The following is a 24,957-nucleotide window of genomic DNA, read 5'->3' on the forward strand; positions in this document are numbered from 1 at the left end:
AACTGTCACATGGCACCGTTAACCTCGCATCGACAGCGGGAGACGACGTCATGGCGACGGTTGCGGGTGATATCGGGGGCGGGGTGCGCCCAGATCTGGACAAGGGGCTCGGCTTGGCCGGCGCGATCGGCTTCGGCGCGGCGGTGCTCGCGGCGATCCTGTTCGTGGCCTATTCGGTCTATAACGATTCTGCACAAGCGGGCGTCCACGCTTATGCCCTGCTGCCTTTCGTATTGCTCTTCATCGCCCTGCTGATCGCGCTCGGCTTCGAGTTCGTGAACGGCTTTCACGATACCGCCAATGCCGTCGCCACGGTGATCTACACCAACTCGATGCCCGCCAACATCGCGGTCGTCTGGTCCGGTTTCTTCAACTTCCTGGGCGTGCTGCTCTCCACCGGCGCGGTGGCGTTCGGCATCGTCTCGCTGCTGCCGGTCGAGCTGATCCTGCAGGTAGGATCGGACGCCGGCTTCGCGATGGTGTTCTCGCTGCTGATCGCGGCGATCATCTGGAACCTCGCGACCTGGTGGTGGGGTATCCCCAACTCCTCCTCGCACACGCTGATCGGATCGATCATCGGCGTCGGCGTCTGCAATGCGCTGCTGCATGGCCGCTCGGGTACGTCGGGCGTGGACTGGACGCAGGCGACCAACATCGGAAAGGCGCTGCTTTTCTCACCGATCATCGGCTTCATCCTCTCCGCGATCGTCTTCCTCGGCATGAAGGTGCTGGTAAAGAGCAAGAAGCTTTACGAGGAGCCGAAGGACGGCCTGCCGCCGCCCTGGTGGATCCGCGCCCTGCTGATCTTCACCTGCACCGGCGTCAGCTTCGCGCACGGATCGAACGATGGTCAGAAGGGCATGGGCCTGATCATGCTCATCCTCATCGGCACGGTGCCCACCGCTTATGCGCTGAACCGCGCCGTTCCCGCGCAGTATGAGCAGCAGTTCCACACCGGCACCGCAAAGGTGGAGCAGGTGCTGACGGCACATTCCAATGGAGTCGCTGCGCCGCAGGACGTGCGCGGTGAAGTGACGCACTATCTCGAGAACAAGACATCCACCCCGCAGACCATTCCGGCGCTCGGCGTGCTGGCCGGCGACATCGATCGCCAGATCGCCGAATACGGTTCGCTAAAGCAGGTGCCGGCGGCGGCGTCGAAGAACGTCCGCAACGACATGTATCTCGCCTCCGAGGCGATCAAGCACCTAACCGACGGCGACAGCAGCCCCTTCAAGGGCGATGACGCCAAGGCGCTGAAGGACTATAAGGGTTCGCTCGACAAGGCGACGCGCTTCATCCCGACCTGGGTGAAGATCGCGGTGGCCTTCGCACTCGGCCTCGGCACCATGGTCGGCTGGAAGCGGATCGTCGTCACGGTCGGCGAGAAGATCGGCAAGACTCACCTCACCTACGCACAAGGCGCGTCGGCCGAACTGGTCGCGATGGCGACGATCGCCATGGCCGATAATTTCGGCCTGCCGGTTTCGACCACCCACGTCCTCTCGTCCGGCGTGGCGGGCACGATGGCGGCCAATGGATCGGGGCTGCAGATGTCGACGCTCCGCAACATGGTCGCGGCGTGGGTCGTCACCTTGCCTGTCGCCATGCTGCTGTCCGGTACGCTATACTTCATCCTGTCGCAGGTGTTCTGAAGGACAGGCCTTGGGGTATAAGGATCGCGGGGCCGAGCTGCAGGAGACTGTCCGGCAGCCCGGCCTCGTCTGGTGTTACCATCGGACGGAAACGGGGGAGTGCAAGGTCCACGCCTCCGTTCCACCCTCCGACGCCCCCTTTCGTTGGGTTCATCTCAACCTCTCCGATGTGCGCAGCCTGCGCTGGCTGGAGGACGAGGCGGCGCTGCCGCCAACCATCCACGCGCTGATGATGAAGCGGGATAGCCACCAGCGCTTCGCGATCGAGGGCGATACGGCGGGGCTGGTCCTGCATGATTTCGAGCGGGGGCTGGACACCGCCACCTTTGCGCGGATCGCGGGGCTTCACGTTGCGCTCCAGCCTGGCATGATCATCACCGGCCGCTACAAGCCGCTGCACAGCGCCGACATCTTCCGTGAGCGGCTGGAGGGCGGCCACAATCCCGAGGATGCAACCGAAGCGCTGACGCTGCTGCTCGACGTGCTGGCGGACAATCTCGCCACGCTGGCTCTCGACCTTTCGACCGAACTACTTGATGCCGAAGAGCAGCTGCTCGCCGAGGACATCGCGCCGGACACGCGGGACCTGATCGCCGCCCGCAGGCGCGCCGCGCAGCTCCATCGGATCACTGGTGGTTTCCGCGTGACCCTCCAGCGCATGGGCAATGCTGAGGATCTGCCGCCATTGCTGGCGCCGGTCGCGCGCCAGTTTCAGCCTCGCCTGTCTGCGCTGGAACAGGACATCATCGCAGCGCAGAATCAGTTGAAGCTGCTTCGCGACGAGCTTGATCTGCAGGCGGCGCAGCGCACCAACGACAATGTCTATCTGCTCTCGATCCTGACGGCGCTGATGATGCCGGCGACCTTGGTCACGGGCTTCTTCGGGATGAATACCGGCGGGCTCCCCTTCGCGCAGGGCGAGCATGGCACGATCATGGCGACGGCGGTGGCGCTGTTCTCGGGCGTGCTCAGCTGGCTGCTGCTGCGTGCGATGGGGCTGGTGAAGCGCTCCTGATCAGTCCGTCAGCTTCGCCCGATGACCGGTCGGGAAGTCGTCCAGCACCAGCGCCGCGATCTTGGCGCCAGCGTCCGCCGGTTGCTGGATCGTAGCCTGATCCTCGCCGGGATAGGCGTCCCGGCGCATGGATGTCGCTGTGGCACCCGGATTCACGATCGCGACGCGGATCGGGGAGATGTTAGCTACCTCGTCGCCATAAGCGAGCACGAGATTTTCCAGCGCCGCCTTGGTCGCCCCATAAGCGCCCCAATAGGCACGCGGGTGCGCCGCGACCGTGGAGGTGAGGGCGATCACCCGACCGTGCGGACTCTTTCGCAGCAACTGATCGAAATTCGCCAGAAGCGCCTGATTGGCCAACACATTGAGGGTCAGAAGCTTGTTGAACTGCTTGCCGTCGATCGACGGCACAGGGGCCAGCTCGCCCAACATCGCCGCATTCATCACAAGGATGTCGAGTGCGTCCCAGCGCCCGCTTATAGCGTTGGCGAGGCGGGCGATCGAGTCGCTCTCGGTCAAATCCATCGGCGCGATCGTGGCGGAGCCTCCGGCGGCGTGGATGCGTTCTTCGAGCTCCTCCAGCCCGCCCGATGTGCGCGCGGTGATCACGACGTGCGCGCCCCCCGCGGCCAAGGCCTCGGCGGTCGCAGCGCCGATTCCGCGCGAAGCGCCAGTGACGAGCGCGAGTTTTCCGGCGAGCGGCTTGTCGGTCATTCTTCGCACATCCTGTGAAGAGAAGTCAGGCCGCCCGTTCACCCAGCAGGGAAAGCTGGTCGGCTGGCGCCACATCCTCCTGGTCGGTCAGGTGGGTGGGATAGTCGCCGGTGAAGCAGGCGTCGCAATATTGCGGCTTGCCCTCGTCGCGCGCTTCCTCGCCGAGCGCGCGGTAGAGGCCGTCGATCGAGAGGAAGGCGAGGCTGTCGACCTTGATGTAGTCAGCCATCTCGGCGACCGACATCTGCGCCGCCAGCAGCTTGGCGCGCTCGGGCGTGTCGACGCCGTAGAAGCAGGAGTGGCGGGTCGGCGGCGAGGCGATGCGCATGTGCACCTCCTTGGCGCCCGCATCGCGCATCATCTGCACGATCTTGAGCGAGGTGGTGCCGCGCACGATCGAATCGTCGATCAGGATGATCTTCTTGCCGTCGATCAGCGCGCGATTGGCATTGTGCTTCAGCTTGACGCCAAGGTGGCGGATGCCGTCGCCCGGCTGGATGAAGGTGCGTCCGACATAATGCGAGCGGATGATGCCGAGCTCGAACGGGATGCCCGAATGCTGGGCATAGCCGATCGCCGCCGGCGTGCCCGAATCGGGGACGGGGATCACATAGTCGGCGTCGATCGGATTTTCGCGGGCGAGCTCGACGCCGATCTGCTTGCGCACCGAATAGACGCTGGTGCCGTCCACGATTGAATCGGGGCGCGAGAAATAGACATGCTCGAAGATGCAGGGGCGGGGCGAGATCGGCGCGAAGGGGCGGTGCGATCGCACGCCCTTGTCGCTGACGATCACGATCTCGCCGGGCTCGACCGAGCGCAGGAAGGTCGCGCCGACCATGTCGAGCGCCACCGTCTCGGAGGCGAAGACATAGGCGTCGCCGACACGGCCCATCACCAGCGGGCGGATGCCGAGCGGATCGCGGCAGGCGATCATGCCCTCCGGCGTCAGGCAGACGAGGCTGTAGGCGCCCTCGATCTGCTTCAGCGCATCGATGAAGCGATCGAGCAGGGTGCGGTAGCTGGAGGTCGCGACGAGGTGGATGATCACCTCGGTGTCGCTGGTCGACTGGAAGATGGAACCGCGCCGCACGAGATCGCGCTTCAGCTTCATCGCGTTGGAGATGTTGCCGTTATGCGCCACCGCAAAGCCACCCGAGGCGAGATCGGCGTAGAGCGGCTGGACGTTGCGCAGTGCGGTGTCGCCTGTGGTGGCATAGCGGACGTGGCCCGCCGCCATCTTGCCCGGCAGCGCACGGATGATGTCATCGCGGTCGAAATTGCCGGCGACATGGCCCATCGCGCGGTGGGTATGGAAGCTATGACCATCCCACGCCGAGATGCCGGCCGCTTCCTGCCCGCGATGCTGGAGCGCGTGCAGGCCGAGCGCGACCATGGCGGCGGCGGTATCGGCACCGTATATGCCGAAGACGCCGCACTCCTCGCGCAGCTTGTCGTCATCGAAGGGATGAGTCGTGAGCATCGTCAGGGCGATTCCATTCGCGGGTGCAGGGGTTGGGCGCGCATATAGGGGATGACTCCGCGCTTGTCGCCCCTCTGTAACAAAGTTACCGGAAGACTATGGTGGAAGACCGCGAGCAGGGCACCGCCCTCGATCCGAAGTACGACGCGAACGGCCTGATCACGGCAGTGGCGAGCCACGCCGGGACGGGCGAATTGCTGATGCTGGCGCACATGAATGCCGAAGCGCTGGCGAAGACGATGGCGACGGGCGAGGCCTGGTTCTTTTCCCGTTCGCGCAATCGGCTGTGGAAGAAGGGCGAATCGTCCGGCCATGTCCTGACGGTCCGCGAGATGCGGATCGATTGCGATCAGGATGCGCTCTGGCTGATCGTCGATCCGGCCGGGCCGGCGTGCCATACGGGCGAACCGAGTTGCTTCTACCGGCGGTTAGAGGGCGGCAGGCTCGCGCGCACCTGACTTGACCTTAACGTAAACGTCAACTAATTCTCCCGGCATGAACGGCCCGGCCACTATCGACACGCCCGATCTCCACAATCGGGACACATACACCATTACCGATCTTGCCGAGGAATTCGGCGTGACGCCGCGGGCGCTGCGCTTCTACGAGGATGAAGGGCTGATCGCGCCCGAGCGGATCGGCCTTGCCCGCATCTATTCCAAGCGGGATCGCGCGCGGCTCGCCTGGATCCTGCGCGGCAAGCGCGTCGGCTTCAGCCTCTCCGACATCCGCGAGATGATCGACCTCTACGATGTCGGGGACGATCGCCACGAGCAGCGCCGCGTCACCGTCGCCAAGTGCGACGCGCATATCGAGAACCTCAAGCGCCAGCGTGCCGACATCGATTCGGCCATCGCCGAGCTCACCCATTTCGTCGAGACGGTCCGAACCGCCGACGGCCAGTAAGGAGTAACCGAGGATGCCGACCTATACCCCGCCGATGGCGGATACCCGCTTCGTGCTCGATCAGGTGCTGAAGCTCGATCGGTTCTCGAACCTGCCGGGCTTCCAGTCCGCCACGCCGGACATGGTGGAGGCGATTCTAGATCAGGGTGGCCGCCTGTGCGCCGACGTGATCTTCCCGCTCAACCAGCCGGGCGATGCCGAGGGATGTACGCGCCATGACGATTCTTCGGTGACGACGCCGAAAGGCTTCAAGGATGCCTACAAGCAACTGGCCGAGGGCGGCTGGATCGGACTCGCCGCGCCGGAGCAATTCGGTGGGCAGGGCCTGCCGCACGTCGTCGCGACCGCCTTCGAGGAATATCTGATCTCGTCGGGTGTCGCCTTCGCCATGTATCCCGGCCTCAGCCAGGGCGCGATGGCGGCGCTGCATGCAGTCGGCTCGGATGAGCAGAAGGCGCTCTATCTGCCGAAGATGGTGACCGGCGAGTGGACCGGCACGATGAACCTCACCGAGCCGCATTGCGGCACCGATCTCGGCCTGATCAAGACCAAGGCCGAGCCGAAAGCCGACGGCACCTTCGCGATCACCGGCACCAAGATCTTCATCTCGGCCGGCGAGCATGATCTTGCCGGGAACATCGTTCACCTCGTGCTGGCCAAGCTGCCCGGCGCGCCGGAAGGGTCGAAGGGCATCTCGCTCTTCATCGTGCCCAAGTTCGTGCCCGATGCCGACGGCAATCCGGGCACGCGCAACGGCGTCGCGTGCGGGTCCATCGAGGAGAAGATGGGCATCCACGGCAACTCGACCTGCGTCATGAACTATGACGGCGCGACCGGCTGGCTGCTCGGCGAGGAGAATAAGGGCCTCGCCGCGATGTTCATCATGATGAACGCCGCACGGCTCGGCGTCGGCCTGCAGGGCCTCGGCATCGCCGAGACCGCCTATCAGAACGCCGTCGCCTACGCGAAGGATCGGCGCCAGGGCCGCGCGCTGACCGGCCCGGCCGAGCCCGACAAGCCCGCCGACACGCTGTTCGTGCACCCGGACGTGCGCCGGATGCTGATGGAGGCCAAGGCCAATCTGGAGGGCGCGCGGGCGCTGGTGCTATGGGGAGCGCTCCAGAACGACCTGACGCACCATGCCGCGAGCGAGGACGACCGCACCGCCGCCGACGAACTGCTCGGTTTGGTAACGCCGGTGATCAAGGGTCACCTGACCGATCTCGGCTATCAGATCGCCACCAATGCGCAGCAGGTGTTCGGTGGGCACGGCTACATTCGCGAATACGGGATGGAACAGTACGTCCGCGATGCCCGCATCGCGATGATCTACGAGGGCACCAACGGCGTGCAGGCGATGGACCTCGTCGGCCGCAAGCTGCCGCGCCACGGCGGCAAAGCGGCGATGGCGCTGTTTGGGCTAATCTCCGCCGATATAGCCAAGGCGAAGGACGGCCCGCAGGCGGAACTCGCCGGACATCTGGAAAAGGCGGTCGGCCAGCTGCAGGCGGGCGCGATGTGGCTGATGCAGAACGGCATGAAGGACCCGAACAATGCCGGTGCCGCCGCCTATCCGCTGATGACGATGATGGGCGTCGTCGCGATCGGCTGGATGTGGCTGAAGATGGCCCGCGCCGCGCAGGCGCAGCTGGATGCGGGCGAGGGCGACAAGGCGTTCCTCGAGGCCAAGCTGATCACCGCCCGCTTCTATGCCGAGCGCATCCTGCCCGACGCCGGTGCGCTCCGCCGCAAGCTGGAGGGCGGCGCGGAGTCGATCATGGCGCTACCTGTCGAGTCGTTCTGACGTCAAATTTGTTGCGTTGCACACCGACGTCGGCCTGATAGCCTGAAGGCATCGGGGCGACGCCGGGGGGCGCCATGCGGGCAGATGCAGACGCGCACGAAATCGAACGGCGGCCGATCGCGCCGCCGCTCTATCTCTTCACGGGTTCGCTCGCGGGATCGACCCAGGGCTTCGTGACGGTGACGTTGGGCTTCGTCTTGGCGCAGCGCGGCTTCACCAGTGTCGCGATCGCCGGGCTCGTCGGGTTGAGGCTGCTTCCCGAGACCTGGCGGGTGGTGTTCGGGCCGGTGCTCGATCTCAGCCTCACCCCCCGCATCTGGTTCATGCTGAGCGCCCTCGCGGCGGCGGCCTGCACGGGGCTGCTCGGCTTCCTGCCGCTGCAATCCGCCGACACCGCGCTGCTCGGCCTGTTGGCTCTGGCGATGGGGATATTCTCCAACATCTGCATCGTCGCGCAGACCGCCGGCATCGCCGCCACGACCGCACCGCATGAGCGTGGGCGCATCGCCGGCTGGACTTCTGGCGGCAACCTCGCCGGCGTGGGCATCGGTGGCGGGATCGGCTTGTGGACCGCCACCCATGTCGGGACGTCCGTCTCCGCGCTGGTGATCGCGGGATGGTGCGTACTATGCGCGTGGCCGATGCTGCTGATCCGCACCCCGCGTGCCTGTTCGGCCAAGCCTCTGCCGGTGGTGGCGCGGGGGCTGGCGGACGAGGTCGTCGCACTGGCATCGAGCCGGCGCGGCATGCTGACCATCCTGTCGGTGACGTTGCCGATGGGGCTAGGCGCGTTCCTGGGGCTGCTGCCTTCGATATCGGGCGACTGGCATGCGTCCGCCGATCTCACGGCATCGACCACGGGCGTGCTGGCCGGCCTCGCCTCGGTGCCCGGCTGCCTGCTGGGTGGCGCGCTGTGCCACCGGCGGCCGCCGCAGATGATGCTGGCTGCTTCCTCCGTGGCTTGCGCCCTGGGGGAGATCATGATGGCGCTGGGGCCGCGAACGCCACTGGCCTTCGTCCTGTTCACGCTGCTCAACAACGTGCTGGTGGGCGTGTCCTACGCGACAGTGTCCGCCGTCGTCTATGCCGGGCTGCGCGAGCGGGCGAGCGGGACGATCGGCGCACTGCTGGGTAGCCTGTCCAACGTCCCGGTGGTGGCGATGACTTTCACGCTGGGTTTCGTCGGCGAGCGCGCGGGCGCGGCGGGCATGATGGCCACCGAGGCGATGATGGGCGTGACGGCGGCGCTGATCTATGGCGCGATGGCATGGCTGTGGCGACCCCGGGCGGCCGAGGCGCTGGCGGCTGCCTAGAGCGCGAGATGCAGGAACTGGTTGAAGCCGGTCTTGACATAATCGCCGAACGCATCGCCGTCGACGAAGCCGCGCCGGCGATAGAGAGCGAGAGCGGGATCGAAGGCCGCGCCACTGCCGGTTTCGAGGCTGAGACGGGCAAACCCGCGCCGCCGGGATTCGGCGACGATATGGTCGAGCAAGGCAGCGGCCACCCCCCGGCGAAGGTGATCGGGGTGGGTGCGCATGGATTTCAGTTCGCCGCCATCCCCGAGCGTCTTGAGCGCCCCGATACCGACGAGCGTCTCGCCGTCCCACACGCCCCATACCGTCACCTCCGGCATGGTCAGCCCGGAAAGATCGAGCGCGAACACGTTCCCCGCCGGCGAGTTGGCGTGCATTCCCGAAAGATGCAGCGCCAGCAGGGCGCGCGTCTGCTCGCCGGTAAGATCGTCTTCGCAGATGACGAACATGAGCGATGCCATTCTCTCCGTTCGGGCTGAGCTTGTCGAAGCCCTGTCCTTTCTTAATCCGTCGTAGAAAGCGAAGGACAGGACTTCGACAAGGCTCAGTGCGAACGGTTCTGGTTGAAGCCGATCGTCACGCTTCCGGCAGGAAATCCGGCACCGAGAGATAGCGCTCGCCGGTGTCGTAGTTGAAGCCGAGCACCTTCACGCCGTTGCCCAGCTCCGCCAGCTTCTGCCGGATCGCCGCCAGCGTCGCGCCCGACGAGATGCCGACCAGCACGCCCTCCTTGGTGGCGGACTGGCGCGCTGCCTCCTTGGCGTCGGCGGGATCGACCTGGATCACGCCGTCGAGAAGCTGGGTGTGGAGGTTGGTCGGCACGAAGCCGGCGCCGATGCCCTGGATCGGGTGCGGGCCGGGCTGGCCGCCCGAGATCACCGGCGACAGCGTCGGCTCGACCGCGAACACCTTGAGGGCGGGCCATTCCTTCTTCAGCCGCTCGGCGACGCCAGTGATATGGCCGCCGGTGCCGACACCGGTGACGATCACGTCGACCGGACTCTCGGCGAAGTCCGCGAGGATTTCCTCGGCCGTGGTACGGACGTGGACGTCGACGTTCGCTGGATTCTCGAACTGGCTCGGGATCCACGCCCCCTCAGTCTGCTCGGCGAGCTCGGCGGCGCGCTCGATCGCGCCCTTCATGCCCTTCTCACGCGGGGTGAGATCGAAGCTCGCGCCGTAGGCCAGCATCAGCCGGCGCCGCTCCAGCGACATGCTCTCGGGCATGACGAGGATCAACTTGTACCCCTTCACCGCCGCCACCATGGCGAGGCCGATGCCGGTATTGCCCGATGTCGGCTCGATGATCGTGCCGCCGGGCTTGAGCTTGCCGCTCCTCTCGGCATCCTCGATCATGGCGAGCGCTATGCGATCCTTGATCGAACCGCCAGGGTTGGTCCGCTCGGACTTGATCCATACCTCGGCATCGGGAAACAGCTTGGCGTAGCGGACGTGCGGCGTGTTGCCGATCGTCTCCAGGATGTTCTGGGCCTTCATGCTGCCGGTTCCTTCTCCAGGGGGATGTCTTCAAGGGTTTGCGGGGGATCGAAGGTCTTCGCGCGGGCCAGTTCGGGGAACCACCAGCCCCAGCTTACCGCCACCAGCATCGCGCCGATGCCGCCCGCGATCACGGCGGGGACGGGGCCGATCAGGCCGGCGAGGAAACCGCTTTCCGCCTCGCCCAACTCGTTCGACCCCGAGATGAACAGCGAAGACACTGCGCCGACGCGGCCGCGCATGTCGTCCGGCGTCCAGAGCTGGATCAGCGACTGCCGGACATAGACGGAAATCATGTCCGACGCGCCGAGGATGGCAAGGCAGGCCAATGACAGCGGCATCCATGTCGAAGCGCCGAAGGCGGTCGTCGCCAGCCCGAACAGCCCGACCGCGCACAGCATCTTCACACCGACGTTGCGCTTGAGCGGGCGGATGCTGAGGGTCAGAGCCATGATCGCGGAGCCAAACGAGGGAGCCGCGCGCAGGTTGCCGAGGCCCGAGGCGCCGACATGCAGCACGTCCTTGGCATAGACAGGCAGCATGGCCGTGGCGCCGCCGAGGAGCACCGCAAACAGATCGAGCGAGATCGCGCCCAGCACCAGCCGGTTCTTGCGGACATAGCGCAATCCGTCGATCATCTGTGCCCAGGGGTTGGTCGATCCGCCGATCGCACGGCGCGGCAGCGGGCGGATGAACATCAGGCAGAAGATGCAGACCGCGAACAGCACGGTAGATACTGCATAAGGCGCCCATGGTGCGGCGGCATAGAGGTAGCCACCGAGCGCCGGGCCGATCACCGAGCCGCTCTGCCAGCTGATCGAACTGAACGCGATCGCGGTCGGCAGCACGGCCGGGGGCACGAGGTTCGGTGCAATCGCGCCCAGTGCCGGCCCGGCGAAGGCTCGCGCGACACCCAGCAAGGCGGCGACGGTGAAGAGAGCCGGCAGCGTCGTCGTGCCCGTCCAGGCCATGGCGAACAGCGCCGCCGCGCAAAGCATTTCGAGGAATGCGGTGGAACGAGCGATGAAGCGGCGATCCACACGATCGGCCGTCCACCCCGTCACCAGCGTCAGTGCGAGCAGCGGAAGAAACTGGGCGAGGCCGATCCAGCCGAGCTGCAGCGCCGCAGCGTGAACCCCCATCGTCCGGCGGGCGATATCGTACACCTGCCAGCCGATCACGATCACCATCGAAAGCTGCGCGATCGTCGAGGAAAGGCGGGCGATCCAGTAGAATCGATAGTCGCGAAAGGTGAAGGGGTGGGGGGCCTTGTCCATCGAAGCCGTCCTTAGGACTCCCGCTGCCTCGCGCGCAACCGCAGCCTCGCTTGGGTGACGGCAAATCAAACTCTATGCATCAAGTAGGGTATCAGGCGGCGTCGGGGCTGATGTCCTCGGCCGTAGGGCGACGTAGCGCCGGATTGAGCCGCGCGAGGCTGCAGCCGCCTGCCGCGATCGTCAGCCCTGCCGCGATCAGCGGCGGCACGCGGCCCTCACCGAAGCCGAAGGCCAGCAGCGACGCCACTAGCGTCGCGCCGAGCGTCTGGCCGGTCAGGCGCACCGTCGACACCAGTCCACCGGCCGACGCCATGCGGGCGCGGGGGGCCGAACCCACGACCAGCCGCGCGTTGGGCGAGAGGAACAGGCCGAAGCCCAGGCCGCACATCGCCATCCGCCAAGCAACGTCGAACCAGCCCGGATGCGCTGGCAGCGTCGCGAGCAGCAGCAGCGCGATCGTCGCCACCGCCATGCCGACGCCGCCCAGCAAGCCGGCCGGCACCTTGTCCGAAAGGATGCCTGCCGTGGGTGCCACGAACATGGTCGTGAGGGGCCAGGGCGCGATCATCGCGCCCACCGCGCCGGGCGAGAAGCCGTAGCCGTGCTGAAGCCGGAAGGGCAAGGAGAGGAGCAGCGTCATCGAGGCGACGAACGCGCACAGCGCCCCACAGGCGGACAGTGCCAGCACCGGCATCTTCAGCAGATCGACCGGCATGATCGGGTGCGTCTCGCGCAGTTCGTGCCGCACCAGCAGTATCGCGAAGACCGCGCCGGCGAAAACGATCGCGGCCGCCAATACGGGCGAGGCGCCGTGCACGCCGGCTTCCAGTCCGGAGATGATGAGGCCAAAGGTGAGCGCGCAGTATAAGGCACCCAGCCTGTCATAGCCGATCGGGCGCGGCGGCACATCCGGCAGGCCGGCACGGCCGAGCATCAGTGACAGCAGGGCGAAGGGCACGCCAGCCGCAAACACCCAGGGCCAGGGCGCCACCGCGAGGATCGCGCCGCCGGCGGTCGGCGCCAGCGCGGCGGACACCGACACGCACACGCTGTTGAGGCCGAGGCCCCGGCCGAGCTGTTTTGCCGGATAGATGTTGCGGATCATCGCCGCCATCACCGACAGCGCCGCCGCCCCGCCGAGCGACTGGAAGGCGCGCACGACCAGCAGGAAGGGCAGGCTCTTGGCGAAAAAGCACAAAGCCGTCGCGATCGTGAAGAGCAGCTGCCCGCCCTGATACAGGCGCTTGAGCCCGATCCTGTCGCCCACAGCCGAGAAAGGCAGCAGCGTCATGACCAGCACCAACTGGTAGATGGTGACGACCAGCACCGAAGCCGAGCCGTCCACCTTCAAGTCGCGCGCGATGGTGGGCAACGCGACGCCGGCGATCTGCCCGTCGATCACAGTGAGCACCGTGCCGAGCGAGATCGCTACGATCGCGAGGTACCGTCGCGGCGTCGGCATGCCGTCCGCCGGCAGGCCGCCGCCGTCCTCGCGATCGGCCTTGCGGGGTGCGAGCTCGGCGATCATGCCGGCGTCACGAAGCTGTCGAGCACGTGCTTGGTCCCGGCATGTTCGAAGGTGATGGCCAGCTTGTTGCCTTCAATCGCCTCGACGACGCCATAACCGAACTTGCTGTGGAACACGCGCTGGCCAATCGCGATGTCGGAACGCGGCTTGGCGGCGAAGGAGGCCGCAGACACGCGCACCTCCATCACCCGTCCGCCATTGCCGGCGCGCGCGTCCGGTTCGCCGAGCGTCGCGGCGCGCTGCCAGCCGGGACCGCGCCCGGTGCCGCGCTCGATATGCGCGAAGGGATCGGTCCGCTCGCTCCACTGCGCCCGCCAAAGAGATTCGCCGCCGGACATCGTGGTCTCCGCCTCGACATGATCCTCCGGCAATTCGCCGACAAAGCGGGAGGGAATGGACGAGGTCCACTGGCCGTAAATGCGGCGATTAGCAGCGTGGATGATCACGCAGCGTCGCCGCGCCCGCGTGATCGCGACGTAAGCGAGGCGGCGTTCTTCCTCGAGGCTCTTGGTGCCGCCCTCGTCGAGCGCGCGCTGCGAGGGGAACAGGCCTTCCTCCCAGCCGACGAGGAAGACCGTGTCGAACTCCAGCCCCTTGGCGGCATGGACGGTCATGATCGTCACCTTCGCGCCGCCGTCGTTGGCGTCATTGTCCATCACGAGGCTGACATGCTCGAGGAATGTGCCGAGCGTGTCATACTCCTCCATGGCGCGGGTGAGTTCGGTCAGGTTCTCCAGGCGCCCGGCACTTTCGGCCGAGCGATCGGCCTGGAGCATGGCGGTGTAGCCGCTCTCGTCGAGGATCTGCCGGCAGAGTTCGGGATGAGCGAGATTGTTCGCCAGATCGCGCCAGCGCGCGATATCGCCGACCAGCCGCCCTAGCGACTTGCGCGCCGCACCCGCGAGCTCGTCGGTGTCGCACAGGCGCGCGGCGGCCAGCGTGAGGGGGATACCCTGCGCGCGGGCGAGTTGGTGGATGCGTGCCACCGCCTTGTCGCCGAGCCCGCGCTTGGGGGTGTTGACGATCCGTTCGAAGGCAAGGTCGTCGGCGGGCTGGTGGACGACGCGCAGATAGGCGAGCGCATCCCTGATCTCGGCGCGCTCGTAGAAGCGGAAGCCGCCGACGATGCGATAGGGCAGGCCGATCGCGATGAAGCGGTCCTCGAACTCGCGGGTCTGGTGCTGGGCGCGGACGAGGATGGCGATGTCGTCGTAGCCTCCGCCCTGCCGGCGATGGCTCTCGATCTCGTCGGCGACGCGGCGCGCCTCCTCGGGGCCGTCCCACACGCCGATGACGGTGATCTTCTCGCCAGACTCGAGCGCGGTCCACAACGTCTTGCCCAGCCGCTGGCCGTTATTGGCGATCACCTGCGATGCGGCGGCGAGGATGTGCGGGGTGGAGCGGTAATTCTGCTCGAGCCGGATCACCTTGGCGCCGAGGAAGTCGTGCTCGAAGCGCAGGATGTTGGCGACCTCGGCGCCGCGCCACGAATAGATGGACTGGTCGTCGTCGCCGACGCAGCAGATGTTCTTGCGCTCCTGCGCCAGCAGCCTGAGCCAGAGATATTGAGACGAGTTGGTGTCCTGATACTCGTCGACCATGATGTAGCGGAAACGCTGCTGATAGGCTTCCAGCACGTCCCGGTGCGTCTTGAGGATCGTCAGCATGTGCAGCAGAAGATCGCCGAAATCGCAGGCGTTCACCGCCTTCAGCCGCGCCTGATAGGCGGCGTAGAGCTCGGCGCCCCTGCCGTTGGCATAGGCTTCGCTCTCGGCGGCATCGATCTCGACCGGCACCCAGCCGCGATTCTTCCAGCGATCGATCAGTCCGGCGAGCTGGCGCGCGGGCCAGCGCTTCTCGTCGATATCGGCGGCGAGAATCAGCTGCTTGAGCAGGCGTAGCTGATCGTCCGTATCCAAAATCGTGAAATTGCTTTGAAGTCCAACCAGTTCGGCGTGCCGGCGTAGCATTTTCGCTGCAACAGAATGGAAGGTGCCGAGCCATGGCATCCCTTCCACCGCATCACCGACGATGCGGTGAACGCGCTCGCGCATCTCGCGGGCCGCCTTGTTGGTGAAGGTGACGGCCAGAATCTCGCTGGGCCATGCCCGTCGCGTCGCAATAAGGTGGGCGAGGCGGGCCGTCAAAGCGGCGGTTTTGCCGGTCCCGGCGCCTGCCAGCACCAGCACCGGCCCCTCGGTGGTAAGCACGGCATCGCGCTGCGGATCGTTCAGCCCGCGGAGATAGGCGGGTTGGTCGGGTGTCGTCACATCCTGGGTCACCTACGAACAGGTAGGGAACACCGGGCGTGGGGGCAAGTTGAAACACCAGTCGCACAAACGCTACCAATTCAACCGTTCACATTCAAAGCAACAGCGTAAAGTTGCAATTCTGCTGTCTTGTTCACGTCATCGAATCGGGCCTATAGGCGCCACATCCGGCGATAGGTCGGATGGAGCGAAGACGTTCGGCGTCATGCTCCGTGATGCGTAGCATATCGACTTCGCAGTTTTCAGGAGAACCATGCCATGATCGCCATTCGTCGCGTCGCCTTCGCGGTGACTGCTTGCACTTGTCTTGTATCGGCTGCGTTTGCGCAAGACCGCGAGCCGGTGACCGTTCGTGTCCGTTATGCCGATCTGAACCTTTCGAGCACTTCCGGCCAGTCGGAGCTCAAGGCGCGCGTCCGCGGCGCCGCCGAGATCGCCTGCCAGGCGACGGGCAATTCACTCACCGAGAAGATGGATGCGGCGCGCTGCCGCAACGAGATGATGAAGGACGGCCAACAGCAGGCGGCCCGCCTCGCCTCGCCGGCCGACCAGCGCCTGGCCTTGGCCGATCCGCGCTGATCAGCCCTCGTAACGGAGCAGGGTGATCCGGGCCTTGCCGTACTGACGCTCGGCCTCGATCGCGAAGCCTTGCGGCGTCACGGTGTCGCTGCGCTCGCCCTCGACGCTCGCCAGAGCGCCGGGGGCGAGCCAGCCGAGCCGGGCGAGCCGTTCCAGAGTGGGCACGCCGGCGCGCATGGCATAAGGCGGGTCGATCATCATGACGTCATAGGCGCGCGGCGCCGGACCGAGGGTGTTGACCGCCTGCGCACGGACATCGGCCTTCGCGCCGAGCGCGGCGATATTGGCCCGCAGCGCATCGAGTGCGGCCTTGTCCTGCTCGACGAAAGTACAACTCGCGGCGCCTCGCGACAGCGCCTCAAGCCCCAGCGCGCCGGTGCCGGCAAACAGATCGATGATCGCGAGATCCTCGAAGCTGCCGAGCCGGCTCTGGAGCATCGAGAACAGAGCCTCCCGCGTGCGATCGGCCGACGGACGGGTCTCCATACCGACCGGCGCCTTCAGAGCCCGCCCGCGCCACTGCCCGGCGATGATCCTCATCGTATCGTCTTCCGGAATTCCTCGAGGTCGTGCTGGCGCACCTCCACCACGCCGCCGGCAGGCAGGTCCGCCAGCACGAATTCGCCGTAGGCGGTGCGGATCAGGCGCGAGACCTGGAGACCCAGATATTCGAGGACGCGGCGCACCTCGCGGTTCTTGCCCTCGGTGATGCGGATCTCGATCCACACGTTGCGCCCGGTGCGGCGTTCCATGTTGGCGTCGATCGGGCCGTAGCGGATGCCGTCGATCTCGACGCCGTCGCTCAAGGATTCCAGCATTTCCTGCGTCACCTCGCCATAGGCGCGGGCGCGGTAAGTGCGCGGGATGCCGGTCGACGGCAGTTCAAGCTTGCGCTTCAACTCGCCGTCGTTGGTGAGCAGCAGCAGCCCTTCGGTGTTGAGATCGAGCCGGCCGACCGGGATGACGCGCGGCAGGCCTGGCGGCAGGCGATCGTAGATCGTCGGCCGGCCGGCCGGATCGAAGGCGGCGGTGATCAGGCCGGTCGGCTTGTGGAACAGGAACAGCCGCGATGCCTCGGCCGCCTCGACCGGCTTGCCGTCCACCGTCACGCCGGCGAGCGAGGTGAGGATGGTGGCGGGGGTGTCGATCACCGCGCCATTCAGCGCGATGCGGCCTTCCGCGACCATCCGCTCGATCTCGCGACGCGAGGCGACGCCGGCGCGGGCGAGCAGCTTGGCGATGCGCTGCGGCTCGCGGGCGGCATGATGCGCCTCGCGTGCCGCGCGGCTACCGGAGGCGACGCTGCCGTCCTTGCGGACGCGCGCGCTGCCGGGACGATCCGATGCCGGCGCACTGCGACCATCCGCAGCCGGCTTGCCTGCAGGGCGGCCGGCGGGCTGTGCCTTCGATCGCTCGGATGAAGGCCTGGCGGTTTCGTCCACCGTTCTCGGAATGCGAAGCCGCCCGCCTTTCGCGCTTTCGGCCTTGCCTCCGCGAGCGGGACGGGCGCCGTCTCTGGAAGGTGCCGTATCGACGGAGCGGGAGCGCGACCGCCGGTCTTCCCTCTTGGCCGTATCGATCGCTTCGCCGGTCCGACGCGCCTGGCGGACATCGGCGCGACCACTGGCGACGCTGCCGTCCTTGCGGAGGCGCGTCACCTTGGCCGGGCGCTCTTGATCGGCGGCCGACGTCTCTTCCGCCTTGCGCCGCGGGCGTGGCTTTCCGGGGCGCTTCGCCTTCGGCTTGGCCTTGGCCCAGCCCGGCTTCTTGACTCCGGGTCGGCCGTCGTCGCCGGGTCGGCGGGGCGCGCTCACTTCCTGTCTCCGCTTTAATGCTGCGGGAACCGCCTTCCGCGCTAATCGATTGACGGTCAAGACACGAGTCGCGTGGAGATGCGGATGTTCGGACGGGGACGGCAGGGTGAAGACGCGCTGCTCCGCCGCATCCTGGTGGTGGAAGACGATGCGCTCGTCGCCTTCGATGCCGAATACGGGCTGAGCGACGCAGGCTTCACGGTGGTCGATACGGTGGACACGGCGGACGATGCCGAACGCTGCATCGCCGAAGGCGGGATCGATCTGGTGCTGGCCGATATCGGCCTGCGCGGCGAGCGGACGGGTATCGACGTGGCGCGCGCCGCCCACGCCGCCGGCATTCCCCTGCTGTTCGTCACCGGTCACTGCCCGGCGGAGGCGCGGGGTTTCGCCGCCGGCTGCCTCGCCAAGCCTTATTCCCAGCGCGACCTGCTCGCCGCGATCGCCGCCGTGGAGGCGGTGAAGGCGGGCCGCAAGACGCGCCGCCTGCCCAAGGCTCTCGACCTGTTCGGCGATTGAGTCCTTCCGCATCGGCAAAGCGTCGCTAAGGTGCCGCGATGTCCGGCACCGCCTCCACGATCCGATCCTATCTGAAGCCCGCGCCGCTGGGCGCCTTCCTGCTCGGCATATCGAGCGGGTTTCCGCTGACCCTGCTGCTCGCCACCATGTCCTATTGGCTGAGCAAGGTCGGCATCGACAAGAAGACGATCGGCTTCGCCTTCGCGCTGGGCACGCCTTACACGCTCAAGTTCCTCTGGGCGCCGCTGATCGACGGCATCGCGCTGCCCGGCCTGTCGCGCCTGTTTGGGCAGCGGCGCGCATGGCTGTTCGTGGTGCAAGCGCTGCTGGCGGTGGCACTGATCCAGCTCGGCGGGAGCGATCCCAACCACCATATCGCCCGCTTCGCCCTCTGGGGTGTGATCGTCGCTTTCCTGTCGGCGACGCAGGACATCGTGATCGACGCCTACCGGATCGAGATCCTCTCCGACGAGGAACTGGCGCAGGGCACGGCGACCAACCAAGTCGGCTACCGCACCGGCAACCTGCTGGCGGGGGCAGGAACGATCTGGCTGGCGTCGTCGGAGGGCGCCGCGCTCGGCTGGCCCTCGGCTTATGCCATCACGGCCGCCTTGGTGCTGCCCGGCGCGCTCGCCGCTCTGTGGCTCGGGCCAGGCAAGCGGACGGCGGTGCGCGAACCGTTCAGCCTCGCCGGCTTCGCCCACTTCCTGAAGCACAATGTCGCCGAGCCTTTCCTCGATTTCTTCCAGCGGCCGGGTGCGGTGCTCATCCTGCTGTTCGTGCTGACCTACAAATTGGGCGATGCGGTGGGGCAGAACATGCTGTCGCCGATGGTGGTGGCGCAGGGCTTCTCCGACACCGACTATATCGCGATCAACAAGCTGGTCGGCTTCTGGGCGCTGGTGATCGGATCGCTGATCGCGGGCGGCCTGATCGCGCGCTTCGGCATGAGCCGGCTGCTGTTCGGCGCGGGGATCATCATGGCCGGCGCCAACCTGATGTTCGCGACCGTCGCGGCGATCGGCCATTCGGTGGCGATGCTGACGCTGGCGGTGGGGACGGAGAATCTGTTCGCGGCGATCAGCCTCACGGTGTTCGCGACCTATCTTTCGGGCCTGTCCTCGACGGCCTTCACTGCTACCCAATATGCATTGCTCTCCAGTGTCGCCTCGATCGGCCGCACCTTCGCTACGACGCCCTCCGGCTATGCGGCGAGCGCCTTCGGCTGGGTGGGATTCTACGTCTTCTGCGCCTGCCTCGCGATCCCGGGGCTCTTCTTCCTCTGGATGATGCAGCGCGCCGGCTTCGTGGTGGAAAGCGTCCGTCAGACGGGCGTCGAGGAGCCGGACACGCCGGCCGCCGCTCACTCTGGCAGTTGATCGTTCTCGCGTAGCACCTCGCCCGCCAGATAGAGAGAGCCGAGGATCAGGACGTAGGGCGGCTCGGCGCGGTCGGCGTGGCGGCCGATCCAGCCGAGCGCCTCCGCCACGCTGTTCGCCGCCATCGCGGTGAGGCCGACATGCTTGGCCTGCGCCGCGAGATCGGCGGGGGTGTGATGCTCGTGATCCGGGACGGGCACCGCGTGGAGTGTCGCGTGCCGGCCGGCAAAGGCGCGCAACACGCCTTGCGCGTCCTTGTTGGCGAGCAGCCCCATTACGAGGTGCAGGGGCTTGCCGGCGGGAACGGCGGCGCGGAGATGATCCGCCACCGCACGCGCGGCTGCCGGGTTGTGGCCGCCGTCCAGCCACAGCTCCGAACCCTTCGGCAGCAGGTCATGCAGCGGTCCGGCGGAGAGCGGTTGCATCCGAGCCGGCCACTCCGCCCAGCCCATCGCCGCGCGTATCGCTGCGTCAGGCACGGTCAAAGCGTTCTGGTGGCGAAGCATCGCGATCGCCAGCCCGGCATTCTGCGCCTGATGCGCGCCGGCGAGGCGGGGGGCGGGGAGGTCGAGCCGTCCTTCCAGATCGCGATAATGCAACCGCCCGCGATAGGGCGCCGAATCCCAGTTTGTACCGCGCGCGATCACAACGGCGCCGGCCCGCTCCGCCACCTCGGCGACGGCATCGGCCATCTTGGGCGGATAGCGCTGGGTGACGAGGTTGATGTCGGCCTTGGCGATGCCGGCCTTCTCGGCGGCGATCAGTTCGGGCTTGTCGCCGAGGAAAGCCTGATGATCCATGCCGAGCTGGGCGATGCCCGTCACCGCGGGCGCTGCCAGCACGTTGGTGGCGTCGAGCCGGCCGCCGAGCCCGACTTCGATCACGCAGGCATCGGCGCGCACCTCGGCGAAGGCGAGGAAGGCGGCAGCCGTCGTCACCTCGAAGAAGCTGGCCTCGATACCGTCCGAGATATCGAGCACGCGCGCCAGATAGGCGGCGAGCGCGTCATCGTCGATCAACCGCCCCGCCAGTCGGATCCGCTCGTTGAAGCGGACGAGGTGCGGGCTGGTGTAGACATGAACGCTATGCCCCGCCGCCTCGAGCGCGGCGCGCAGAAAGGCGCAGGTCGAACCCTTGCCGTTGGTGCCGGCGACGTGGAAGACGGGCGGCAGCGCCTGCTCCGGGTTGCCGAGCCGTTCCAGCAGAAGCCGGATGCGCTCCAGCCCCAGCACGTCGCGGCCGGGCGACAGCGCCGCCAGTCGATCAAGCTGGCGTTGCACATCCGGATCTTCGGATCGGGCATGATCCGCCATGACGTCAGTTCCCTCCCTCAGTGCTCCTGCGAACGCAGAAGCCCAGGGTTGCAACCGCGGCGCCCGAGGCTCTGGGTTCCTGCGTTCGCAGGAACAAAGAAGGGCTCACGCCGCGGCCTTCTCCGGCACCAGATAGGCGATCAGCCGGGCCAGCGTCTCGCGCAGATCCTTGCGGTGCACCACCATGTCGAGCATGCCGTGATCCAGCAGATATTCGGAGCGCTGGAAGCCCTCGGGCAGCTTCTCGCGGATGGTCTGCTCGATCACGCGCTGGCCCGCGAAGCCGATCAGCGCGCCCGGCTCGGCTAGTTGGACGTCGCCCAGCATCGCGTAGCTGGCGGTCACGCCGCCGGTCGTCGGATCGGTCATCACCACGATATAGGGCAGGCCCGCCTCATGCAGCTTCTGGATCGCCACCGTGGTCTTCGGCATCTGCATGAGGCTGAGGATGCCTTCCTGCATCCGCGCGCCGCCGGCCGCCGTGAACACGATGTACGGCGCCTTCTCGGCGATCGCCGCCTCGACGCCCGCCACGAAGGCCGCACCCACCGCGAGGCCCATCGATCCGCCCATGAAGGCGAAATCCTGCACGCCGACCACCGCCTTGCGGCCCTCGATCTCGCCCTTGGCGTTGAGGAACGCGTCCTGCTCGCCGCTGGTCGTGCGCGCGGCCTTCAGGCGCGCCGCATAGGTCTTGGTGTCGCGGAACTTCAGCGGATCCTCGCGCACCGCCGGCGCGGGGAGCGGCGTGTGGACGCCGCTGTCGAAGATCGTGTCGAAGCGCTTGGCTGCGCCGATGCGGCCGTGATGCTCGCACTTCGGGCAGACGTTCTGGTTTTCCTCATATTCCTTGAGGAAGGTCATCGCGCCGCATTGCGGACATTTGTGCCACAGATTCTCCGGCGTCTCGCGCTTGACGACGAAGGGGATGGCGTTGCGGACCCGGTCGATCCAGCTCATGCTTCTGCTCCTACGCGGGCGGTCCGTACCGCGTCCGCCAATTGTGACACCAGCGCGCGCGCGGCCTCCGGATCGCCGCTGGCCTTGGCCAGCGCATCGACGATCGCCGATCCGACCACCACGCCGTCCGCCACCCGCGCGATCGCGGCGGCCTGTTCCGGCGTGCGGACCCCGAAGCCGACTGCGATCGGCAGATCGGTGCCGGCGCGCAGCTTCGCGACGGCGGCCTCGATGCTGTCGGTCGCGGCCTGCTGGAGCCCGGTGATCCCGGCGACCGAGACATAATAGAGAAAACCCGACGCGCCCTCCAGCACGGCCGGCAGCCGCGCCGCATCGGTGGTGGGGGTGGCGAGGCGGACGAGATCCACACCCTTCTCGCGCAGCGCCGGGCCGAGCACGGCATCCTCCTCGGCGGGCACGTCGACGCAGATCACACCGTCGATGCCAGCATCTTCAAGGGCTTGCGCGAACCAGCTCGCACCCCGGATGAGCATCGGATTGGCATAGCCCATCAGCACCAGCGGCACGTCCGGATGCTTGGCGCGGAAGCCCTTGGCGATGGCGAGGACGTCGGCGGTCTTCGTGCCGGCGCCGAGCGCGCGGATGTTGGCCTCCTGGATCGCGGGGCCGTCGGCCATCGGATCGGTGAAGGGCATGCCGAGCTCAATCACGTCCGCCCCGGCCTCGGCGATCATGTCGAGGATCGCGGGCGTGTGCGCGGGCGACGGATCGCCGGCGGTGACGAACGCGACGAGGGCGGCGCGGTTCTCGGTGCGCAGGCGGGCGAAGGTGATGGCGAGGCGGCTCATGCTCGGCGCATCCGGAACCAAGTGAAAAGGCTGCTTATGGTCGCAACGAAGAATCCAAGGCCAAATGCATGGGCCACGTCGACATCTGATCGAACCCAATTGGCTGGATTCCACCCATGCGACCATATCTGATCGATAAGTAGGGAAGCTATGGTCACGCAGACCGTCATGCCCAACCAGTCCACGACCAAGCGACGGCTCATATCTTCACCCCCATCTCGTCGGCAACGGTGAAGATGTCCTTGTCGCCACGGCCGGAGAGGTTGAGGACGACGATCTGATTCTCGTCCATGTCCCGTGCCTTGCGGACGATCCCTGCGATGGCGTGCGCACTCTCCAGTGCCGGGATGATGCCCTCCGCGCGGCAGCAGAGCTGGAAGGCGTCCATCGCCTCGCGGTCGGTGATGCCTTCATACTTCACGCGGCCGATCTCGTGCAGCCAGCTATGCTCGGGGCCGATGCCGGGATAATCGAGCCCCGCCGAGATCGAGTGCGCCTCGGTGATCTGGCCGTCCTCGTCCTGCAGCAGGTAGGTGCGGTTGCCGTGGAGGATGCCGGGCTGGCCGCCGTTGAGGCTGGCGGCGTGCTTGTCCGTGTCCATGCCGTGCCCCGCCGCCTCGATGCCGAGCATCGCCACGCCCTCCTCGTCGAGGAAGGGATGGAACAGGCCGATCGCGTTGGAACCGCCGCCGACCGCCGCGACCAGCAGATCGGGCAGGCGGCCTTCTGCCTCCAATATCTGTGCCTTGGCCTCGATTCCTATCACCGACTGGAAATCGCGGACCAGCTCCGGATAGGGGTGCGGGCCGGCGGCCGTGCCGATGATGTAGAAGGTGTCGTGCACGTTCGCGACCCAGTCGCGCAGCGCCTCGTTCATCGCGTCCTTGAGCGTCTGTGCGCCCGAAGTGACCGGCCGCACCTCGGCGCCGAGCAGCTTCATGCGGAACACGTTGGGCTGCTGGCGGGCGACGTCCACCGCGCCCATGAAGATCGTGCAGGGCAGGCCGAAGCGCGCCGCGACCGTCGCGGTGGCGACGCCGTGCTGGCCGGCGCCCGTCTCGGCGATGATCCGCGTCTTGCCCATGCGCAAGGCGAGCAGGATCTGGCCGATGCAATTGTTGATCTTGTGTGCGCCGGTGTGGTTCAGGTCCTCGCGCTTGAAATAGATTTTCGGGCCCTTGCCGGCGGGGGCATCCTTGCGGAGCGCCTTGGTGATCCCTTCCGCATAATAAAGCGGCGAGGGGCGGCCGACGAAATGCTTGAGCAGGCCGTCGAGCTCGGCCTTGAAGCCGTCGTCCGCCTGTGCGGCGCGATATTCGCGCTCGAGGTCGAGGATCAGCGGCATCAGCGTCTCGGCGACGTAGCGGCCACCGAATTCGCCGAAATGGCCTTGCGGGTCAGGCTGGGCGCGAAGGGAGTTTGGAAGCGTCATATGCGGCCAGTCGCTTGGAGGAAGGCGGCGATCTTGTCCACATCCTTGACGCCCGGCGCGCTTTCCACGCCCGAGGAGACGTCGACAAGGCGTGCGTTCGTGAGCCCGGCCGCCTCGGCAACGTTGCCCACGTCGAGCCCGCCCGAAAGTGCCCAAGGCAGTGGGTGTGCGAAGCCGTCTAGCAGCTTCCAGTCGAAACGCAGTCCCATGCCGCCAGGCAGCGTGCCCTTGGGAGTCTTGGCATCGTACAGGATGCGATCAGCCGCGCCGCGATAGCCATGAGCGGCATCGAGATCGGCGCGCGTCCGCACCGGCACCGCCTTCCATACCTCGACGCCCAGCCGCGCCTTCACCGCTGCCACCCGCTCCGGCGTCTCGTCGCCGTGCAGTTGCACGCCGGTCAGTCGCGCGCCTGCCACGGCATGGGCCAGCAGTGCGTCATCCGGATCGACGAACACGCCGATCCGCCCGACATGCCCCGATGTGGCGAACTGCCCGGCGCGCTCGGGCACGATGTCGCGCGGGCTCTTCGGGAAGAAGACGAAGCCGACGTGGCTCGCCCCGCCCCGGATCGCGACATCGACGGTTTCGGGCGTGGAGAGCCCGCAGATCTTGGCGGAAACCGGCATGATGCGCGGCATATAGGCAGCGCGACGCCTGTCGCCCAGCGCTAAGATGTCCGGAGAT

The 24,957-nt window shown here is 66.9% G+C and carries 23 protein-coding genes; 9 read left to right on the forward strand and 14 right to left on the reverse strand.

The window, feature by feature from the left end; translation table 11 throughout:
- Positions 1-50: 50 nt before the first annotated feature.
- On the forward strand, positions 51-1,655 hold the full coding sequence (locus HZF05_RS15960) for an inorganic phosphate transporter (RefSeq protein ID WP_160362799.1): 1,605 nt from the start codon (positions 51-53) through the stop codon (positions 1,653-1,655).
- Between the two features lie 10 nt (positions 1,656-1,665).
- Entirely contained in the window at positions 1,666-2,670 is a 1,005-nt protein-coding gene (locus HZF05_RS15965; RefSeq protein WP_160362800.1) for a CorA family divalent cation transporter, read from the forward strand.
- Here the strand turns inward: HZF05_RS15965 and HZF05_RS15970 are convergent, their stop codons facing one another.
- Both HZF05_RS15970 and purF read right to left on the reverse strand, forming a co-directional pair.
- Positions 2,671-3,384: an SDR family NAD(P)-dependent oxidoreductase gene (locus HZF05_RS15970; protein WP_160362801.1), complete on the reverse strand. Its 714-nt coding sequence runs from the start codon at positions 3,382-3,384 to the stop codon at positions 2,671-2,673. It lies immediately after the preceding gene.
- Positions 3,385-3,409: 25 nt separating this feature from the next.
- Positions 3,410-4,867 carry an amidophosphoribosyltransferase gene (gene purF / locus HZF05_RS15975; protein WP_160362802.1) on the reverse strand — a complete coding sequence of 486 codons (1,458 nt, stop codon included), beginning with the start codon at positions 4,865-4,867 and terminating at the stop codon, positions 3,410-3,412.
- 98 nt (positions 4,868-4,965) lie between these two features.
- Here purF and hisI point away from each other — a divergent pair, with 98 nt between their 5' ends.
- The 4 genes from hisI to HZF05_RS15995 all read left to right on the forward strand — a co-directional run bounded on the left by hisI (position 4,966) and on the right by HZF05_RS15995 (position 8,890).
- Positions 4,966-5,325 (forward strand): phosphoribosyl-AMP cyclohydrolase, encoded by a 360-nt coding sequence (gene hisI, locus HZF05_RS15980; RefSeq protein ID WP_160362803.1) that lies wholly within the window; start codon positions 4,966-4,968, stop codon positions 5,323-5,325.
- Between the two features lie 37 nt (positions 5,326-5,362).
- A complete protein-coding gene (locus tag HZF05_RS15985) occupies positions 5,363-5,773 on the forward strand; it encodes a MerR family transcriptional regulator (RefSeq protein WP_160362804.1) in 411 nt (136 codons plus the stop codon).
- 13 nt (positions 5,774-5,786) lie between these two features.
- On the forward strand, positions 5,787-7,577 hold the full coding sequence (locus tag HZF05_RS15990) for an acyl-CoA dehydrogenase C-terminal domain-containing protein (RefSeq protein WP_160362805.1): 1,791 nt from the start codon (positions 5,787-5,789) through the stop codon (positions 7,575-7,577).
- A 74-nt stretch (positions 7,578-7,651) separates the two neighbouring features.
- Entirely contained in the window at positions 7,652-8,890 is a 1,239-nt protein-coding gene (locus HZF05_RS15995) for an MFS transporter (protein ID WP_160362806.1), read from the forward strand.
- On the opposite strand, the gene HZF05_RS16000 is transcribed toward HZF05_RS15995, so the two are convergent.
- The 5 genes from HZF05_RS16000 to HZF05_RS16020 form a co-directional block, all read right to left on the reverse strand.
- Positions 8,887-9,342, reverse strand: coding sequence for a GNAT family N-acetyltransferase (locus HZF05_RS16000; RefSeq protein ID WP_160363134.1), 456 nt, complete (start codon positions 9,340-9,342; stop codon positions 8,887-8,889). The two genes, HZF05_RS15995 and HZF05_RS16000, sit on opposite strands and share 4 nt — an antisense overlap.
- Before the next feature lie 127 nt (positions 9,343-9,469).
- Entirely contained in the window at positions 9,470-10,390 is a 921-nt protein-coding gene (cysK, locus tag HZF05_RS16005) for a cysteine synthase A (RefSeq protein ID WP_160362807.1), read from the reverse strand.
- The gene (locus tag HZF05_RS16010) at positions 10,387-11,667 is read right to left on the reverse strand and encodes an MFS transporter (RefSeq protein ID WP_160362808.1); all 1,281 of its coding nucleotides are present in this window, start codon (positions 11,665-11,667) and stop codon (positions 10,387-10,389) included. The genes cysK and HZF05_RS16010 overlap by 4 nt, the downstream gene beginning before the upstream one ends.
- 91 nt (positions 11,668-11,758) lie before the next feature.
- Positions 11,759-13,195 (reverse strand): MFS transporter, encoded by a 1,437-nt coding sequence (locus HZF05_RS16015; RefSeq protein WP_160362809.1) that lies wholly within the window; start codon positions 13,193-13,195, stop codon positions 11,759-11,761.
- The gene (locus tag HZF05_RS16020) at positions 13,192-15,465 is read right to left on the reverse strand and encodes an ATP-dependent helicase (protein WP_343046906.1); all 2,274 of its coding nucleotides are present in this window, start codon (positions 15,463-15,465) and stop codon (positions 13,192-13,194) included. The genes HZF05_RS16015 and HZF05_RS16020 overlap by 4 nt, the downstream gene beginning before the upstream one ends.
- A 258-nt stretch (positions 15,466-15,723) precedes the next feature.
- Here HZF05_RS16020 and HZF05_RS16025 point away from each other — a divergent pair, with 258 nt between their 5' ends.
- Positions 15,724-16,044, forward strand: a complete 321-nt coding sequence (locus HZF05_RS16025; protein WP_160362811.1) for a UrcA family protein — start codon at positions 15,724-15,726, stop codon at positions 16,042-16,044.
- Here the strand turns inward: HZF05_RS16025 and rsmD are convergent, their stop codons facing one another.
- Together rsmD and HZF05_RS22330 are read right to left on the reverse strand one after the other, a co-directional pair.
- Entirely contained in the window at positions 16,045-16,584 is a 540-nt protein-coding gene (gene rsmD / locus HZF05_RS16030) for a 16S rRNA (guanine(966)-N(2))-methyltransferase RsmD (RefSeq protein ID WP_160362812.1), read from the reverse strand.
- Entirely contained in the window at positions 16,581-17,858 is a 1,278-nt protein-coding gene (locus tag HZF05_RS22330) for a pseudouridine synthase (protein ID WP_343046907.1), read from the reverse strand. The genes rsmD and HZF05_RS22330 overlap by 4 nt, the downstream gene beginning before the upstream one ends.
- An 84-nt stretch (positions 17,859-17,942) precedes the next feature.
- Between HZF05_RS22330 and HZF05_RS16040 the strand changes: the two genes are divergently transcribed.
- Positions 17,943-18,377 (forward strand): response regulator, encoded by a 435-nt coding sequence (locus tag HZF05_RS16040; protein WP_160362813.1) that lies wholly within the window; start codon positions 17,943-17,945, stop codon positions 18,375-18,377.
- A 38-nt stretch (positions 18,378-18,415) separates the two neighbouring features.
- Complete coding sequence (locus HZF05_RS16045; protein ID WP_160362814.1) at positions 18,416-19,756, forward strand: AmpG family muropeptide MFS transporter; 1,341 nt, start codon at positions 18,416-18,418, stop codon at positions 19,754-19,756.
- Here the strand turns inward: HZF05_RS16045 and HZF05_RS16050 are convergent.
- From HZF05_RS16050 to HZF05_RS16070, 5 genes are all read right to left on the reverse strand, one after another.
- The gene (locus HZF05_RS16050) at positions 19,741-21,069 is read right to left on the reverse strand and encodes a bifunctional folylpolyglutamate synthase/dihydrofolate synthase (RefSeq protein ID WP_160362815.1); all 1,329 of its coding nucleotides are present in this window, start codon (positions 21,067-21,069) and stop codon (positions 19,741-19,743) included. The genes HZF05_RS16045 and HZF05_RS16050 overlap by 16 nt on opposite strands.
- 105 nt (positions 21,070-21,174) lie before the next feature.
- On the reverse strand, positions 21,175-22,029 hold the full coding sequence (gene accD / locus HZF05_RS16055) for an acetyl-CoA carboxylase, carboxyltransferase subunit beta (protein ID WP_160362816.1): 855 nt from the start codon (positions 22,027-22,029) through the stop codon (positions 21,175-21,177).
- Positions 22,026-22,838: a tryptophan synthase subunit alpha gene (gene trpA, locus HZF05_RS16060; RefSeq protein WP_160362817.1), complete on the reverse strand. Its 813-nt coding sequence runs from the start codon at positions 22,836-22,838 to the stop codon at positions 22,026-22,028. Before trpA ends, accD begins: the two co-directional genes overlap by 4 nt.
- A gap of 199 nt (positions 22,839-23,037) precedes the next feature.
- Positions 23,038-24,270 (reverse strand): tryptophan synthase subunit beta, encoded by a 1,233-nt coding sequence (gene trpB / locus HZF05_RS16065; RefSeq protein WP_160362818.1) that lies wholly within the window; start codon positions 24,268-24,270, stop codon positions 23,038-23,040.
- Positions 24,267-24,899: a phosphoribosylanthranilate isomerase gene (locus HZF05_RS16070; protein ID WP_160363136.1), complete on the reverse strand. Its 633-nt coding sequence runs from the start codon at positions 24,897-24,899 to the stop codon at positions 24,267-24,269. The genes trpB and HZF05_RS16070 overlap by 4 nt, the downstream gene beginning before the upstream one ends.
- Positions 24,900-24,957: the final 58 nt, after the last annotated feature.

Origin of the sequence: Sphingomonas chungangi (assembly GCF_013778325.1) — a bacterium.
GTDB classification, from domain to species: Bacteria; Pseudomonadota; Alphaproteobacteria; order Sphingomonadales; family Sphingomonadaceae; genus Solisphingomonas; species Solisphingomonas chungangi.